The following is a 14,485-nucleotide window of genomic DNA, read 5'->3' on the forward strand; positions in this document are numbered from 1 at the left end:
AAGAATATATGAGTAATGAAAAGGAGATATTACCAGATTATGGGCTTGTTAAACCTATAACAATTCATCCTGATTCTAAAGTACCATATTCACTAAGTGCAGTATCTACTGATGAGGAATATGATCTTTACTTTCGTTTACAACGGAATGCATTAGATCTATTAGAATGGTCAAAAAGTTGTATAGATATATATGAAGATCACATTAAAGATTTAGAAGAAACTAATTTAACTGATAGGGAAAAATATGAAATAATAAAAGGTTGGGGAAATATTTTTCAAATTGCTTTAGAGAATTGGATAAAAGCCTGTGAGAAAGAAAAGGGAGAAGAAAGATGACAACTAAGATTGATATTAATACAGCTTCGTATGAAAGAGCAGTATTTCGTTGGAAACAAGGGCATCAAGTGTTCCATGTTATTTTGGTCTGTATGAATACACTATTAGATGATGCTGTAAAAGCAGTGGAATATAGAAAGCTTATTAAGTTACAATCTATTCTTGGACGTCTTTCAGCTCTTTATGATGCGGCGACTGTTTCCATGAAGTATACTGTGAGTTTTCCAGTCGAATGTTATGAAGAGTTTATAAGGCCTTCTATGATGCCCCCTTTCCTGAGTCCAGGATTTAGTGGAACTCAAAACAAAGAACATAAAATTATGATAGAAGGGTTTAAAGAATTGCATGAAACCTTAGTAAATCATCTTGGTCCTAAGAGCGAATGGCCTGCTACTATAATAGAGTCTTGGGAAGAATTATCAAAGGCTCAAGTAAGGAATCGGAAGAATCATGGTTTCGTTTGTCGAGAGTTTGTAGATGATGGCGTTTCACTGCTTAAGGATTTTTATAAAAATAAAGAACATTTAAAATAAATTAAGGAAAGAAGGAATTGAATTGATTACTGTAATGGAGACTTGGTATTTGAAATTAGAATTAAAGGATCAAGCAATTGAATTAATGCAACAAATGGATGATTTGTTAGGTCCAGCTGCACATGAACATCCTGGTTGGGCAGGGCATGCATCATTTTATCAAAATGATAGTGAATTGAACGAAATAAAAGTAATATATCCTTGGAAGAGTAAAGAGCTTCATATAGATTTAGTCAATCAAGAAGAAAAGTTATTAATTGAATTCAATCAAAATTATTGTGTCAAGCCGAGAGAAATACATTATTATCATGAGTTAGAAGTCGAAGTTGAGCATGAACATGATAATCATCATTATCATGTTACTAAATAATATAAATAAGTAGCAATTTACTAGGTAATGTCAAGGGAGCGTTATCTATTAATCAAAATAAAGTAAATATTTAAGGAGGTTATAATATGACTAATCCCATAAAGAGTTTGGGAGACTGGAATCCTACAAAATTTGAGGAACATGGTATAGAATTACTTGGGATGATTCGTGAACACTTTGAAAAAATACGTGAAATCCCTGTAACTTCTAATATTTCTCCAAATGATTTACTAGCGATGCTGGATCAACCATTGCCAGAACATTCTCAATCATTCGAGGTAATAATGAACGACACATGGGAGAAAATTATTCCTCATTTGACTCATTGGAATCATCCTTCTTTCCATGGGTACTTCAGTACTTCAGCTAGTTCGCCTGGAATTCTAGCTGATCTTTTAATCTCTTCTTTGAACGTGAATGCTTTGGTGTGGAAAGCAGCTCCAGCTGCTTCGGCATTAGAAAAAGTTATACTTAAGTGGATCGCAGAGATGGTTGGATATACTCCAGCTGCGGAGGGGATTTTATTAAATGGAGCTTCATTAGCGACTTTTTATGCGTTGGTTGCAGCTAGAGATCAAAGTACCGAGATAGATATAAGAACAAAGGGACTAATTGAGAGTCGAGTTTCTAAAATGCGTATTTATACTTCCAATCAGGCACATAGTTCAGTTGATAAAGCAGCTATAGCATTAGGAATTGGAACGGATAATGTAGTTCATATTTCCACGAATGGACAATATCAAATGATGGAGGATCACCTTGAAAAAGCCATTCAAGATGATTTAAATAATGGTTATTGTCCCATAGCGGTTGTAGCTACTGTAGGTACAACTGCTACAGGAGCTATAGACCCTATTGCTAAAATTTCCCGAATTTGCAAGAAATATAATATTTGGCTTCATGTTGATGCTGCTTATGGAGGGTTTTGGAATTTAGTTCCAGATATAAAGAAGAATACTGAAGATTTATGCGTAGCAGATTCACTAGTTGTCAATCCCCATAAGTGTCTATATACGCCTTTGGAAGTTACTACATTGTTTTGTAGGAGAAGGGGGGCGCTTTCAAATAGTTTTCGCTTAGTTCCTGATTATTTACAAACTGAAAGAGAAGATGGTTCAGTTGATTATATGGATTATTCATTACAACTAGGACGTAGTTTCCGTGCTCTTAAAATTTGGTGGATTATTAGAAGTTTTGGAAAAGATGGCTTATCAAAACGTCTTGAAGAAAGTATTCGTCAGGCTCGATGGTTGGAATCTGAAATAAACAAACATCCCGAATTTGAATGTACAGCCTCCTCACCTTATGCACTTATTTGTTTGCGATATTTTCCTTATGAAGTAAAAAAAGGGCTGAAAGATGCAAACGAGCAGCAAAGGATTATACTACAGAAATATATTGATGAGCTTAATCAATTATTGCTTACAAGGCTTAATCAATCTAAAAAGGTCTTTGTTTCTCATGCAACTATTAACGAGGGATATGTTATTCGAATTTCTATAGGTAATATTCATACTACCGCTGATGATATAGAAAGGTTATGGAGCATAATTCAGGAAGTTGCGAAAGATGTGAAGAAAGAATTTCCTGTTCCTGATAAATGGCTAGCTGAAATTAGTAAATGAAATGTTTTTGGGGGATATATATTAATCGGATTAACCCCGTAATTTTGGACACATGCTCTCTTTAACTCATTATTTTATAGAATTACTTTTTCTTTCACCGGATTACTTTTTTGCATATGAGGCAAGAAATAAATCTTGCCTCATATGCAAATTTTTCTGATTTGTAACGCTTCTGTTTGAGCTCTCCGATAAAATTCATTTCCTAAATGCTAGAATGATCGTACATATCTATAATAGAGAGGATATAAAAGAAACGATTTTTATATCCTATGTAGCCATACTTTATATCTGCCTCCCATAATTAGTTGGAAACAATAACCATTTGTTTACGTGTTAAAAAGTCATTGGTTTAACAAAAATGGTCACCAGCGTCTTCATATAACCGAAATAATCTCGCTTTTGTATGCCTTGTTTCCTTCAATACTCCGTATTCTATCTGTGCTTTTTCTATTGAAGATTTAGTTACTTTTATCATGGTAGCACCCCTTTTTAATATAAAATTTAGTTTCAAACTAAGAACCATTTATAATGATGTATCAGGATTTTTGAAATCTATAATTCCCGTTAAGAATTCATTTATTGTATCTTTTAATCCATTATCTTGAAGTGCTTTTTGAAAAGTGTATATATAAAATCGAAGATATTCTTATTAAGAGCTATTAAATTTACTGTTATACCATATTCGATTCAATTTGGGACCTAATGTTCATTTCAAAAAGACATCTTTAACTAGTAAAGATGTCTTTTTGGTGTTCGTATTTAATCAATCTGCAGCAAATACAAAACTTAGGGTCTTCTAATTTTCATTGTGTAAGAGCTGAGTGGATTTTGCTTCTTTTTTCTGTCCTTTTAAGAAAAACGATACAACGAGGGCAATAACTATAAAGATTAACCCAAACGTAAAAGCCCTTTGGAAGCCGGATGTTAAGCCGTTTAACTTTTCTGCTGGATTCATTGGGTTTGTTGAGTTTTGCATATATTCAGCTGTACCTGAAGACATTTTAGATATAAATATAGCTGTACCAATTGCACCAGCTACTTGCTGTAATGTATTAAAGAGCGCTGTGCCGTGTGGGTAAAGCTCTGGTGTCAATTGATTTAAACCATATGTTTGTGCTGTCATCACAAACATGAGCCCGACCATTAACACGCGCTGTGCATCAAGATAATTTGTGTCAATGTTGTTTCTGGGTTAATGCCTCTGAATAGCCACATAGCAATAGCTACTAATACAAGGCCAGGGATGATAATAGCTTTTGGACTAAATTTATCAAATAATTTACCTGCAATCGGTCCCATTATGGCACTCATAATACTCCCCGGTAGCATGATTAGTCCCGATTTAAAGGCTGTAACAAGTAAAACCGTTTGTAAGAACATTGGTAATAATGTCATTGTTGAAAACAGTGACATCATGACGATGACTATCAATACAACTGATAAAGTAAACATTGGAAATTTAAATGCACGTAGTTCTAAAATTGGATTATCGATTTTTAATTGACGAACAACAAAAATGAATAATGATATAACCCCGATAATGAAAGTGGAATAAACTTTCGGATCTGACCATCCTAAATCACCTGAGGAACTAAAGCTATACACAATACCACCGAAACCAAAAGTTGATAAAAGAATGGATAAGTAATCAACTTTTGGTCGTGTTAACTCGGTGACATTTTGAAGATAAAGATGGGTTATTGGCATTTGGATTTAAATAATATCAAGAGAAAGCTTTTACTATACCACTTTTAGATCGATTAACTAAACCGTTTCAAGTGATGGAACAGTTCTTGCAGCATGAAGAAATTGGTAAAATATTAGAGTCGCAAATGGATGATAAACAATTTATTAGCTTCATAAATTATCAAACTCGTGAAATGAAGAAACAGGAGAATCAAGAACTAAATCGAATTTGTAAAAATCATACGATACCAATGGAATTAATTATCGAATTCTATTCGGGTGTAATTACAACGTTAAGTGCATGGTGGCTTCAAAATAGAAAAAGTGTTTCAGCAGAAGAAATGGATAGATACTTTCATGAAATGATCAATCAAGATATTTTTCAATTGAAAGAGAATGAATAGAGACGTTTCTGGGACAGGGGATGTATGGAAGTATGATTTAATACTTCTAAAATTTATAGGTCAGGATAATTTTGCTATAATATATGAGCATGACATATACGTAGAGGAGTGCTAGAAAATGCGATCATTTAATGTCGATGACTTTATTGCCAGTGTTTTACAATGGATATTAAATACAGCTTTAATCATATTATCCATTGTTCTATCTATCTTTTTAATTAATGAAACAATTACATTTATACAATACATATTTTCCGCAAAGAAATACACATCCTATAAATTAGTTGAAAGTATTATTGTTTACTTTTTATACTTTGAATTTATTGCATTGATTATTAAATATTTTAAATCGAATTATCATTTTCCATTACGTTATTTTATTTACATAGGAATTACAGCTCTAATTCGATTAATTATTGTTTCTCATGAAGAGCCATTTGAAACATTATTATATGCAGGATCTATTCTCATTTTAGTGATTGCTTTATATATATCTAATATGAGGGATTTGAAGAAACATTAAATATGATTTTGATGCAAAGCTATATCGTATATGAAACCATTTTTGCATGAATTACATAAAGCATACTAAAAAGTAGTGCAGACCAAGGTATTGGTTCGCACTACTTTTTTCATTCTAGTGATGAAAAGAGACAAAATGTATGTTTACTTCCTCCTTGACCTTCAAGTTACTTGAAGGATTAGAATGTGAGTAGAGAGTTGTAAGGGAGCGTTTTGAAGTGAAAACTGTTGAGAAATGAAATGAAATGAAGAATGGAGATTGAAAAAATGAGTCAAGAACCTAAACTGCGCCCATTAGAACGAGAAGATTTGAAATTTGTTCATGAACTTAACAACAATGCACATATTATGTCTTATTGGTTTGAAGAACCTTATGAAGCTTTTGTGGAGTTGCAGGACCTATATGATAAGCACATTCATGATCAAAGTGAACGTCGATTTATAGTAGAAAAAGATAATAATATGATTGGATTAGTTGAATTAGTGGAGATTGATTACATTCATCGAAGAACAGAATTTCAAATTATCATTGATCCAAAGTATCAAGGGTATGGTTATGCAGCGTGCGCAACCCGTTTAGCGATGAATTACGCCTTTTCAGTTTTAAATATGCACAAACTTTATTTAGTAGTGGATAAAGAAAATGAAAAAGCTACGCATATTTACAAAAAAGTCGGTTTTACGATTGAAGGCGAGTTACAAGATGAATTTTTTGTTGATGGTAACTACCATAATGCAATCAGAATGTGTATTTTCCAGCATCAATATTTAGAAATGAAATCATAAGTTTTAATGTATGATGAAAAATAAATATTTATCCCGCATTAACGGACAGTAACACTCCCATCTCAAAATTCAGTGAAAGCAAAGAAGTTAGGTGGGAGATGAACTGTCCGTAAAAGCCCGATTGGTGAGGGCTAATAATCAGTGGGGGATGGAGAAAACCCCCACTGATTAAAGTTTCACTTTATGCTTAGTTATCTATAGTAGGATTGGCTCAAGAGTGGAACCAGACGGTACTTTGGTGGAGCCTTTCTTCTTAATTCCATTCAGTTATTTATTTGTTTTTAGTGGTATTATTGCAATATTGTTTGTGGCTATCATTTCGATGTTCAAAAAAGGGAAACTTAATTAATTCAATTGATGTACCGTTTTAGATATATAAAAGGAAGCATAACTTAGGGTTATGCTTCTTTTTTGATTGCCAAAGGGTATGCTTCATCGTTAGTAATAAACAAAGAAGTCCCAATCTTTATAAAAAGATGGGCTTTTTTGTCTAATCATACATCCAATTATAAGTTTTTGATAGTAGAAGGCTAATATCAACAAGAAAGTAATGATAAAGCTTTGAATGGATTAAATTTCCGTACATCAGACATAATAATGCTTAAGAAATTCCAATTAGGGTGAGAAATCGCAGTGTCAACTGCGGATATTGGGTGATTAAAATGTGGAAAATGCTTGTTTCTTATCTTCCAGATTGGAAAGTGTTTGTGCAAACTTTTATAGTATTTTTCGTTCCTTATGTGACCTCAAGAGTTTTTAGTTGGATCCGTACATTAGAGAAAGAGTGATGAGGATGAAAGAGAAGGAATCAAAGATGAGGCAACAAACCGATACATATCAGGATAAGCCTTTTCAAAACGTAACAGATTATTTTACAGGCGATTTTACCTTGGATCTAGAGCTTGTAAAAAAAGAAGTTAGTTATAACTCGGATGCCCACTTTCGAGAGTTTAACATAGGGGGGACAAATATTCGAGCGGCGCTTGTTTTTGTGGAAGGACTGTCGGATAAGGATCTCATTAATATGCATATTTTGAAGTCATTGATGTTTAATTTTTATGAAGAATATAAGAGTGCACCATCTTATGTGGAAGGTACCATTTCAAAAGAGTTTATTAAGAATCGCGTCCTTTCTATTAGTGAGGTAGAAGAAGTCTATTCTATAAAAGAGTTGATGGCAAAAGTGTTGATAGGTTCAACGGCACTTTTAGTTGATGGATTAGCAGGTGTATTAATTCTTGGTACAAAAAAAGGAAAAACACGCAATGTTGAAGAGCCGATATCAGAGGGATCAGTTAGAGGTCCACGGGTAGGTTTCACAGAAGTTTTGTCTGATAATACCGCTCTTTTACGGCTACATGGCGAAAACGGGGGATTGTCATTAACAAAATTTCATGTAGGAGAGCGGGCAAAAAAAGAGTTGGTTATTGCCTATATGAAAGAGATTGCTGATTCGGAATTGGTAGAAGAGGTTAAGAAAAGAATTCAGAAAATCAATATTGATAATGTGCCAGAATCAGGATATGTGGAGCAGCTTATCGAAGATAATTATCTCAGCCCGTTTCCACAAGCACAGAGTACGGAGCGCCCTGATCGCGTCATCGCAGCGTTGATGGAAGGGCGTGTTGCGATTTTATTGGATGGAACACCTTTTGCCCTGATTGTTCCAGTTACATTTAGCATGCTGATGCAATCGCCCGAAGATTATTATGAACGTTGGATTCCAGGCACGTTTATCCGTTTATTGCGTTTTGGAGCAGCTATTATTTCTCTTTTTGCACCTGCTTTGTACATTTCCTTTATCTCATTTCATCCTGGATTAATTCCGACCAAGTTGGCTATTTCAATTCTTGGGGGACGGGAAGGAGTTCCGTTTCCTGCAATTATAGAAGCATTATTTATGGAAATAGCCATCGAAATTTTGCGGGAAGCAGGGCTACGCCTGCCTAAACCGATTGGTTCAGCGATGGGAATTGTCGGTGGATTAATCATTGGACAGGCTGCCGTAGAAGCGGGAATTATTAGTCCAATTATGGTAATTGTAGTAGCGGCCACTGCTATTTCTTCCTTTGCGCTCGCTCATTATAGTGCGGCAATTCCACTACGGATCCTTCGCTTTGTAGCCATGTTTTGCGCTGCCATATTTGGACTATACGGAGTCATTCTGTTTTTTCTCGTTCTATGCAGTCATATAGCGAGATTGAAGAGTTTCGGCGTACCCTATGCCAGTCCAGCTGTTGTTTATCATGTAAGCGATTGGAAAGATTTCGTGATTCGCATGCCACTTCAGATGATGAAACGTCGCCCAAAAATGATGAATATGAAAGATTCGATACGAAAAGGAAGTGAAGAGGAATGATTACCAACTCTAAAGATCGAATTCCGACTTCGCAAGCGGCTGTCATTCTTATCAATTATATACTCGCAGTAGGAATTCTCACCTTGCCCAGAACAGCTGCTGAGAAAGTAAACACACCAGATATTTGGATAACCGTTATTTTAGGCGGATTAATTGCGATGATTGCAGGGATAATCATGGTCAAATTAAGTCAACAATTTCCTGGAAAAACATTTTATCAATATAATCAAGAAATTGTAGGGAAATGGGTAGGAGCGATACTTAGTCTATTTATTGTAGGTTACTTTTTTATGCTTTCTTCATTTGAAGTCAAAACGCTGGAAGGAATAACAAGTTTCTTTTTACTGGAAGGAACACCTGGGTGGGCTATTATCATGCCATTTATGTGGGTGAGTCTCTATTTAAACCTAGGCGGAATAAACTCAATAGCACGTTTATTTGAAATTATATTTCCAATTACAGTCTTTATTTTCTTGCTCACTTCCTTTATGAGCATTGGAATATTTGAGATAGACAATCTTCGTCCTGTATTAGGGTTAGGGATTATCCCAGTACTAAAAGGCTTAAAAACAACAACGCTTGCATATTCAGGTGCCGAAATCATGTTGCTCCTTTTGGCATTTATGAAACAACCACGCCAAGCTGTAAAAGTCGTTCTAATCGGAACTGCTATTCCCTTAATTTTTTATGTCACTACAGTTGTGATGGTTATAGGAACGTTTTCTGTCGATGGGGTATTAATGAGAACATGGCCTACGATCGATCTTATGCGAAGTTTTGAACTCCCTGGTTTGATATTTGAGCGATTTGAGTCTTTATTACTTGTGGTATGGATTATGCAAATCTTCGCAACTTATACAATTTGCTATTATGCTGCTGCTTTGGGACTGGCACAGCTCTTTAATAAAAATATTCATTCCTTTTTGTATGGGTTACTCCCGGTTATTTATATCGTTTCTCAAATTCCGAAAAACATTAATGATCTATTTAAATTGGGGGATGTGATTGGTAATGCGGCGATGATATTATTTGGTATCCTACCACTTCTTCTCCTTGTAATTTCAAGATGGAGGAAGAGAAAGAATGAACCGAAGTGTGAATAATGTACGACTTCTTTTGGCTTTATCATCAGTTCTTTTGCTGCTGGCTCTTACAGGGTGTTGGAGCAGTCGTGAAATTGAAGAGCAGGGGTTCGCGGTAGGGCTGGCATTTGATAAAGGGAAGGAGACGAAAGTTGAGAAAGAGATAGAAGAACATGGAGGAGGTTATCGAAAAAGGAATCTTATAACATCGACCTATCAGTTTGTTAAATCAGAATTATCAGGTAAAGGAAAGGGTGGAGGGGGACAGCAAAAAGCCTACACGAATATTTCTGAAACCGGAGATTCTCTTCACCAATCGATTCGTGAAGTCGCATTAAGAAGGCAGCGCCCTATAATCTTCCATCACACGAAAGTGATTGTTGTTAGTGAAAGTCTTGCACGAATGTATAGTTTGAAGCAGTTACTGGATATTTACATCCGTGATAATGAGATGAGACCAAGTTGCCTCGTGTTAATTAGTAAGGGGCGAGCTAGTGAGACATTGAAATCGAGGGAAGCAGGAGAAATTCCAGCGTTCCTTTTGATTGGAATTGGGGATAATCAATATAGATCATCACGGATTTTACCTCCCGTGCCGCTTGCTAAATTACCAGGAAAGATCCAATCAGGGGCTAGTTTTCTTTTGCCAAATGTGATTTCGATAAATGGAGAAGTGAAATTTGCGGGGGCTGCCGTAATCAAAGGAAAGACAAAAAAGCTGCGCGGTTTTTTGAATGAAAATGAGTTAGAAGGCTTAACATGGATAACTGGGAAAGGGAAAAGCGGTTTGGTGAAGAGTTTTGATGAAAAGACAGGGAAGCCCATCCTGTATGAAGTGAAATCTATGAAAAGTAAAATCCAACCCCACGTTAAAGGAAATAACATCTCTTTTGATGTGAACATCCAATCAGAGGGACGGCTATCTGAAAACTGGGTCGCTTCAGGAGAACCTTTTGAAAATAAATTTCTAAGAAGTGTAGAAAAATCTGCGGAACAAGAAGTGAATCGATTGGTGAAGCGGACATTAAAAAAGATTCAAAAGGAATATCAGGCCGATGTCGCTGGCTTCGGTAACAGATTAAAAATTGAGTATCCAAAAGTATGGAAAAAGGTCGAAAAAGATTGGGATAAAACATTTAGTAAGGTTCCAATCAAATATAGCGTAAAGTTAACTATTGAGGACTATGGTACGGAAGGGACTTAGAAGTGAGATTCTTTATCCCGCATTAACGGACAGTAACACTCCCACTTCAAAATTCAGTGAAAGCAAAGAAGTTAGGTGGGAGATGAACTGTCCGTAAAAGCCCGATTGGTGAGGGCTAATAATCAGTGGAGGATGGAGAAAACCCCCACTGATTAAAGTTTCACTTTATTGCATGACATAGTATGAGATAAATGAAAAAATGTTGGTGGAATAGCGAGTGACCTTCCGCCAACATTTTTTTTGTTTATAATTTCCTGTATGTTTTTACAGTACGAACACAATCTAATATAAGGTATAAAAATGAAAATTTTATTTCTAAATGAAAGCTGGAAAATGGAGGAGCACGAATGAAACATATTGTTGCTTTATTAATCAAATATACTGCAATTAGTGCTGTGTTACTCATGATATTAAGTATTTTTCAAGGTGTTTCTATTCCTAGGGTTTTGTTTATTTCGTTAGTAATTACAGGAGTAGCCTATCTAATTGGAGACTTGTTTATTTTGCCTAAGTATGGAAATACGGTTGCTACAATTGTTGACTTTGGATTAAGTTTTTTAGGAATTTGGGTATTAACTTATTTTCTTACAAATGTTAATGTGCCTCGTGGCATTACAGCAGCTTCATTTTGGTCGGCTCTTCTTATTGGTGTAGTAGAAATACTTTTTCATATCTATATGAAGAGATTGGTTCTACATGAAGATGACCAGTTACGAGGAGTATCTTATCATAAGAGATATGCTACGGAATTCTCAGAGGAGTATATAGATCACGCTATAATACAAAAAAAGCGTTTATCTGAGAAGGTGGAAGATCGAGATAATGAATGGAAATAAAAAGTGGCTTTAGTCACTTTTTATCATTTAATTATATATGATCTAGGGATTAATGGAATATTAGCTCCCATTTATATAAAAAGGAAAAATAAAACCAATTGCTTTTCTTCTCATTATCTGCCAAGCTTAAGGAGATAAAGTGAAACTTCCATTAGTGGGGGTCTTACTGCCCGTTAATGCGGGACAAAATACTTCAGAGAAAGAAATGTATAGGTGAAGAATATGATTGAAATCAAGACTTCCGCACTTAGCGATGGAGAATTTAATAGAGGAGTATTCGCAAAGCGTGATATAAAAAAGGGCGAACTTCTACACGAAGCACCCGTTATCTCTTATCCGAATGAACAGCATGAGTTTATAGAGAAAACATTACTTGCTGATTACGCATTTGAGTATGGAGTGAATCATACGGCAATTCTTTTAGGTTACGGTATGTTATTTAATCATTCTTATACGCCGAATGCGACGTATGAGATCGTTTTTGAGAATCACACGTTTAAATTCTTTGCTTACAAGGATATAAAAGCAGGAGAAGAAATTCTGATCAACTATAATGGTGATGTTGATGATGATGAATTATTATGGTTTGATAGGGAAAAAGAAGAAAACGATAAATAATTAAGTGTAAAAAGAGCACATTCGATTGGATGTGCTCTTTTGTATGGAACAAAAATAAATTTTTGAAACCAAACTGCCCTTCTATCTATCTAATAAATGAAAGGAGGGGATACGATGGATGAAATAAAATTAGTCAAAAAGGCAAGAAAAGGTGACGATGCAGCTTTCGAACAGCTTATTAGTTTATATCAAGATCAATTGTATCGGACTGCTTATCTGTATGTACAGAATAAAGAAGATGCACTAGATATTGTACAAGAAACAGTTTATAAAGCGTATTTATCCATAGAGCAATTAAAGAAACCGAACTATTTTTTGACATGGTTGACACGTATTCTTATACACAATGCCTATCAGCTATTAAGTGAAAAGAAAAAAGTGAAGAAGATAGAGGACGGAAGAGAAGCGGATACATATGGCGAGATGCCAAATAAATTACATCAAATTGAACAAAATATCGACTTACAAGAAGCAATTCAAAAATTGGATGAAAATTATCAAACAGTAATCATTTTATATTATTATCATGATCTTTCAATCAATAAAATTGCTTGGCAAATGAATATACCAGAGGGAACAGTAAAGACATATTTGCACCGGGCAAGAAAAGCGTTAAAAAATTTATTAGGGGGGAGTGAAGAGAATTGGATAAGCAGTGGTTTAATGACGAGGTAAATAAAATTGATGTTCCAAAAAAAGAATTAAATTTGACTATACAAAAAGGGATTGCTAGAGCGAAGGCGGAAAAACCTGTTAAAAGAACATATAAGAAAAGAAGAATCGCTTTGTTAACTGCCGCTTCAATCTGTATAGGTGTATTAGGCTCTGGATTTGTGTTTCCACAAATGAGCCGTGTCTTGGCGGAAGTTCCGATTATCGGGAAAATTTATTCGCATTTTCATGATACAATTGGTCAAAATCTGTCGGCAAGTAAGCTTGTAACAGAGTTAAATCAGCAGGCGGTGAGCAATGGGATTAGCGTAACAATGAATAGTGTTTATTATGATGGTGGTAGAATTGGCGTTACGTTTAAAGTAGATAATCCAGATCAAGTGGTGATAAAAAATAATCCTGGTAGTGGTTTTTATTATAACTTTAAACTTGTTGATGGAAGCCAAAAGTGGGGGAGGGCAGCTTCATTTGATGGCAAAATAACAAAAGACGGTTGGTTCGGAAATATTCATATTAATTATCCAGAAAAAGAGCTTCCCCAAAATACTACATTACCAATTACCATTACGTCTATCGGAGACACAAAAGGGATTTGGAAATTTGATATTCCAGTAAAGCAACTAGAAAATAAAATAATTCATCCGCAGCAATCAGTGAGCAGTGAAGATAAAGAACATACATTTAACTTTGAAAAGATTACAGTGGGAAAAGGATCCGTTGCTATCGACTATAAAGCAATGTATCCACTTGCCGGAGAAAATGATTTAGCAAGAATTGGAAAGGTAACTGATGATAAGGGGAATGAAATTGATTTTAAAACGTCGGGTATTGAATTTGGAAGAGAAAAGGTTGGAAATCAGATAGAATCTGATGAACGATCTATTTTCGGGAAAATTCCAGAGGGAGCGGAATTTATTACGCTACATCCGAATGTGAGATTATCTGAAAAGCCGTCTATTCAGGCTTTAAATCAAAAGACACCATTTGAAATACAAAGCACTCGTAGTGATTTAAAGATTGTCGTGAATAAAATTCAACATAAAAAACAGCGATTGATCGTACAGTATACACTTCAAAATGCCGATACAAAACATAAATCTATGGATGAATTGATAAATTGTGGGGAAGTTATGAATTTAATGGATTCTTCATATGTAGATAAGGAATTTGCACCAATTGGTCATGTTGTAAAGGGCAGTGATGTGAAGGTATTGAATAAGGAGAAGTTACAATTCCAGGCAACGTTTCAGCTAGATGGCGAATATGGTGTGAAGAATTTTAGTTTAAAGAATTATGTATTAGAAGTGGAGATGTCACCATATCATCCTGAAAAACCATTATCGCCAGTCAAAATTCAATTAAAATAATCGAAAAAAGGATGCCCTTAACATATAAGGAGGCATCCTTTTATATTACAAGAGCCTTACAGTTTTGTAATGTCTATTTTTGA

Annotated in this window: 14 protein-coding genes and 3 pseudogenes; 15 read left to right on the forward strand and 2 right to left on the reverse strand. The window is 35.0% G+C overall.

Features of this window, described 5'->3' with window-relative positions; translation table 11 throughout:
* Nucleotides 1–8 precede the first annotated feature (8 nt).
* The 4 genes from BPMYX0001_RS21685 (at nt 9) to BPMYX0001_RS21700 (ending at nt 2,866) form a co-directional block, all read left to right on the forward strand.
* Nucleotides 9–338 carry a hypothetical protein gene (locus BPMYX0001_RS21685; protein ID WP_006096435.1) on the forward strand — a complete coding sequence of 110 codons (330 nt, stop codon included), beginning with the start codon at nt 9–11 and terminating at the stop codon, nt 336–338.
* Complete coding sequence (locus tag BPMYX0001_RS21690) at nt 335–871, forward strand: hypothetical protein (protein ID WP_033799212.1); 537 nt, start codon at nt 335–337, stop codon at nt 869–871. Before BPMYX0001_RS21685 ends, BPMYX0001_RS21690 begins: the two co-directional genes overlap by 4 nt.
* A gap of 49 nt (nt 872–920) precedes the next feature.
* Complete coding sequence (locus tag BPMYX0001_RS21695; RefSeq protein ID WP_208858009.1) at nt 921–1,241, forward strand: hypothetical protein; 321 nt, start codon at nt 921–923, stop codon at nt 1,239–1,241.
* An 86-nt stretch (nt 1,242–1,327) separates the two neighbouring features.
* Nucleotides 1,328–2,866, forward strand: a complete 1,539-nt coding sequence (locus tag BPMYX0001_RS21700) for a pyridoxal phosphate-dependent decarboxylase family protein (RefSeq protein WP_050774417.1) — start codon at nt 1,328–1,330, stop codon at nt 2,864–2,866.
* Nucleotides 2,867–3,215: 349 nt separating this feature from the next.
* On the opposite strand, the gene BPMYX0001_RS34585 is transcribed toward BPMYX0001_RS21700, so the two are convergent.
* Nucleotides 3,216–3,341 (reverse strand): hypothetical protein, encoded by a 126-nt coding sequence (locus tag BPMYX0001_RS34585; protein ID WP_255261237.1) that lies wholly within the window; start codon nt 3,339–3,341, stop codon nt 3,216–3,218.
* A gap of 321 nt (nt 3,342–3,662) precedes the next feature.
* A pseudogene (locus tag BPMYX0001_RS29930) lies at nt 3,663–4,579 on the reverse strand (MFS transporter); the annotation flags it as partial.
* Here BPMYX0001_RS29930 and BPMYX0001_RS29935 point away from each other — a divergent pair.
* The 11 genes and pseudogenes from BPMYX0001_RS29935 to BPMYX0001_RS21760 all read left to right on the forward strand — a co-directional run.
* Nucleotides 4,543–4,956: pseudogene (locus BPMYX0001_RS29935) on the forward strand (TetR-like C-terminal domain-containing protein); the annotation flags it as partial. The pseudogenes BPMYX0001_RS29930 and BPMYX0001_RS29935 sit on opposite strands and share 37 nt — an antisense overlap.
* Nucleotides 4,957–5,074: 118 nt before the next feature.
* Complete coding sequence (gene psiE / locus BPMYX0001_RS21720; RefSeq protein ID WP_003201971.1) at nt 5,075–5,479, forward strand: phosphate-starvation-inducible protein PsiE; 405 nt, start codon at nt 5,075–5,077, stop codon at nt 5,477–5,479.
* Nucleotides 5,480–5,745: 266 nt separating this feature from the next.
* Nucleotides 5,746–6,264, forward strand: a complete 519-nt coding sequence (gene speG / locus BPMYX0001_RS21725; protein ID WP_016112470.1) for a spermidine N1-acetyltransferase — start codon at nt 5,746–5,748, stop codon at nt 6,262–6,264.
* Nucleotides 6,265–6,466: 202 nt separating this feature from the next.
* A pseudogene (locus tag BPMYX0001_RS31340) lies at nt 6,467–6,613 on the forward strand (DUF3955 domain-containing protein); the annotation flags it as partial.
* 465 nt (nt 6,614–7,078) lie between these two features.
* Nucleotides 7,079–8,623, forward strand: a complete 1,545-nt coding sequence (locus BPMYX0001_RS21730) for a spore germination protein (protein ID WP_371400318.1) — start codon at nt 7,079–7,081, stop codon at nt 8,621–8,623.
* On the forward strand, nt 8,620–9,726 hold the full coding sequence (locus BPMYX0001_RS21735) for a spore germination protein (protein WP_033799215.1): 1,107 nt from the start codon (nt 8,620–8,622) through the stop codon (nt 9,724–9,726). The genes BPMYX0001_RS21730 and BPMYX0001_RS21735 overlap by 4 nt, the downstream gene beginning before the upstream one ends.
* Nucleotides 9,707–10,909 carry a Ger(x)C family spore germination protein gene (locus BPMYX0001_RS21740; protein ID WP_033799216.1) on the forward strand — a complete coding sequence of 401 codons (1,203 nt, stop codon included), beginning with the start codon at nt 9,707–9,709 and terminating at the stop codon, nt 10,907–10,909. Before BPMYX0001_RS21735 ends, BPMYX0001_RS21740 begins: the two co-directional genes overlap by 20 nt.
* A 347-nt stretch (nt 10,910–11,256) precedes the next feature.
* Nucleotides 11,257–11,745 carry a YndM family protein gene (locus BPMYX0001_RS21745; protein ID WP_003201983.1) on the forward strand — a complete coding sequence of 163 codons (489 nt, stop codon included), beginning with the start codon at nt 11,257–11,259 and terminating at the stop codon, nt 11,743–11,745.
* Nucleotides 11,746–11,967: 222 nt separating this feature from the next.
* Nucleotides 11,968–12,363 (forward strand): SET domain-containing protein, encoded by a 396-nt coding sequence (locus BPMYX0001_RS21750; RefSeq protein ID WP_003201985.1) that lies wholly within the window; start codon nt 11,968–11,970, stop codon nt 12,361–12,363.
* 114 nt (nt 12,364–12,477) lie between these two features.
* A complete protein-coding gene (locus BPMYX0001_RS21755; RefSeq protein ID WP_018765075.1) occupies nt 12,478–13,038 on the forward strand; it encodes a sigma-70 family RNA polymerase sigma factor in 561 nt (186 codons plus the stop codon).
* The gene (locus BPMYX0001_RS21760; protein WP_033799217.1) at nt 13,008–14,402 is read left to right on the forward strand and encodes a DUF4179 domain-containing protein; all 1,395 of its coding nucleotides are present in this window, start codon (nt 13,008–13,010) and stop codon (nt 14,400–14,402) included. The genes BPMYX0001_RS21755 and BPMYX0001_RS21760 overlap by 31 nt, the downstream gene beginning before the upstream one ends.
* Nucleotides 14,403–14,485 lie beyond the last annotated feature (83 nt).

It is taken from the genome of Bacillus pseudomycoides DSM 12442, from assembly GCF_000161455.1.
Lineage (GTDB): Bacteria > Bacillota > Bacilli > Bacillales > Bacillaceae_G > Bacillus_A > Bacillus_A pseudomycoides.

Bases quoted from the DNA above. Each gene is read 5' to 3' on its own strand.
- psiE (WP_003201971.1), top strand. From the start codon at position 5,075: ATGCGATCATTTAATGTCGATGACTTTATTGCCAGTGTTTTACAATGG.
- BPMYX0001_RS21740 (WP_033799216.1), top strand. From the start codon at position 9,707: ATGAACCGAAGTGTGAATAATGTACGACTTCTTTTGGCTTTATCATCA.
- speG (WP_016112470.1), top strand. From the start codon at position 5,746: ATGAGTCAAGAACCTAAACTGCGCCCATTAGAACGAGAAGATTTGAAA.
- BPMYX0001_RS21690 (WP_033799212.1), top strand. From the start codon at position 335: ATGACAACTAAGATTGATATTAATACAGCTTCGTATGAAAGAGCAGTA.
- BPMYX0001_RS21685 (WP_006096435.1), top strand. From the start codon at position 9: ATGAGTAATGAAAAGGAGATATTACCAGATTATGGGCTTGTTAAACCT.
- BPMYX0001_RS21700 (WP_050774417.1), top strand. From the start codon at position 1,328: ATGACTAATCCCATAAAGAGTTTGGGAGACTGGAATCCTACAAAATTT.
- BPMYX0001_RS21755 (WP_018765075.1), top strand. From the start codon at position 12,478: ATGGATGAAATAAAATTAGTCAAAAAGGCAAGAAAAGGTGACGATGCA.
- BPMYX0001_RS34585 (WP_255261237.1), bottom strand. From the start codon at position 3,341: ATGATAAAAGTAACTAAATCTTCAATAGAAAAAGCACAGATAGAATAC.
- BPMYX0001_RS21745 (WP_003201983.1), top strand. From the start codon at position 11,257: ATGAAACATATTGTTGCTTTATTAATCAAATATACTGCAATTAGTGCT.
- BPMYX0001_RS21735 (WP_033799215.1), top strand. From the start codon at position 8,620: ATGATTACCAACTCTAAAGATCGAATTCCGACTTCGCAAGCGGCTGTC.
- BPMYX0001_RS21730 (WP_371400318.1), top strand. From the start codon at position 7,079: ATGAGGCAACAAACCGATACATATCAGGATAAGCCTTTTCAAAACGTA.
- BPMYX0001_RS21750 (WP_003201985.1), top strand. From the start codon at position 11,968: ATGATTGAAATCAAGACTTCCGCACTTAGCGATGGAGAATTTAATAGA.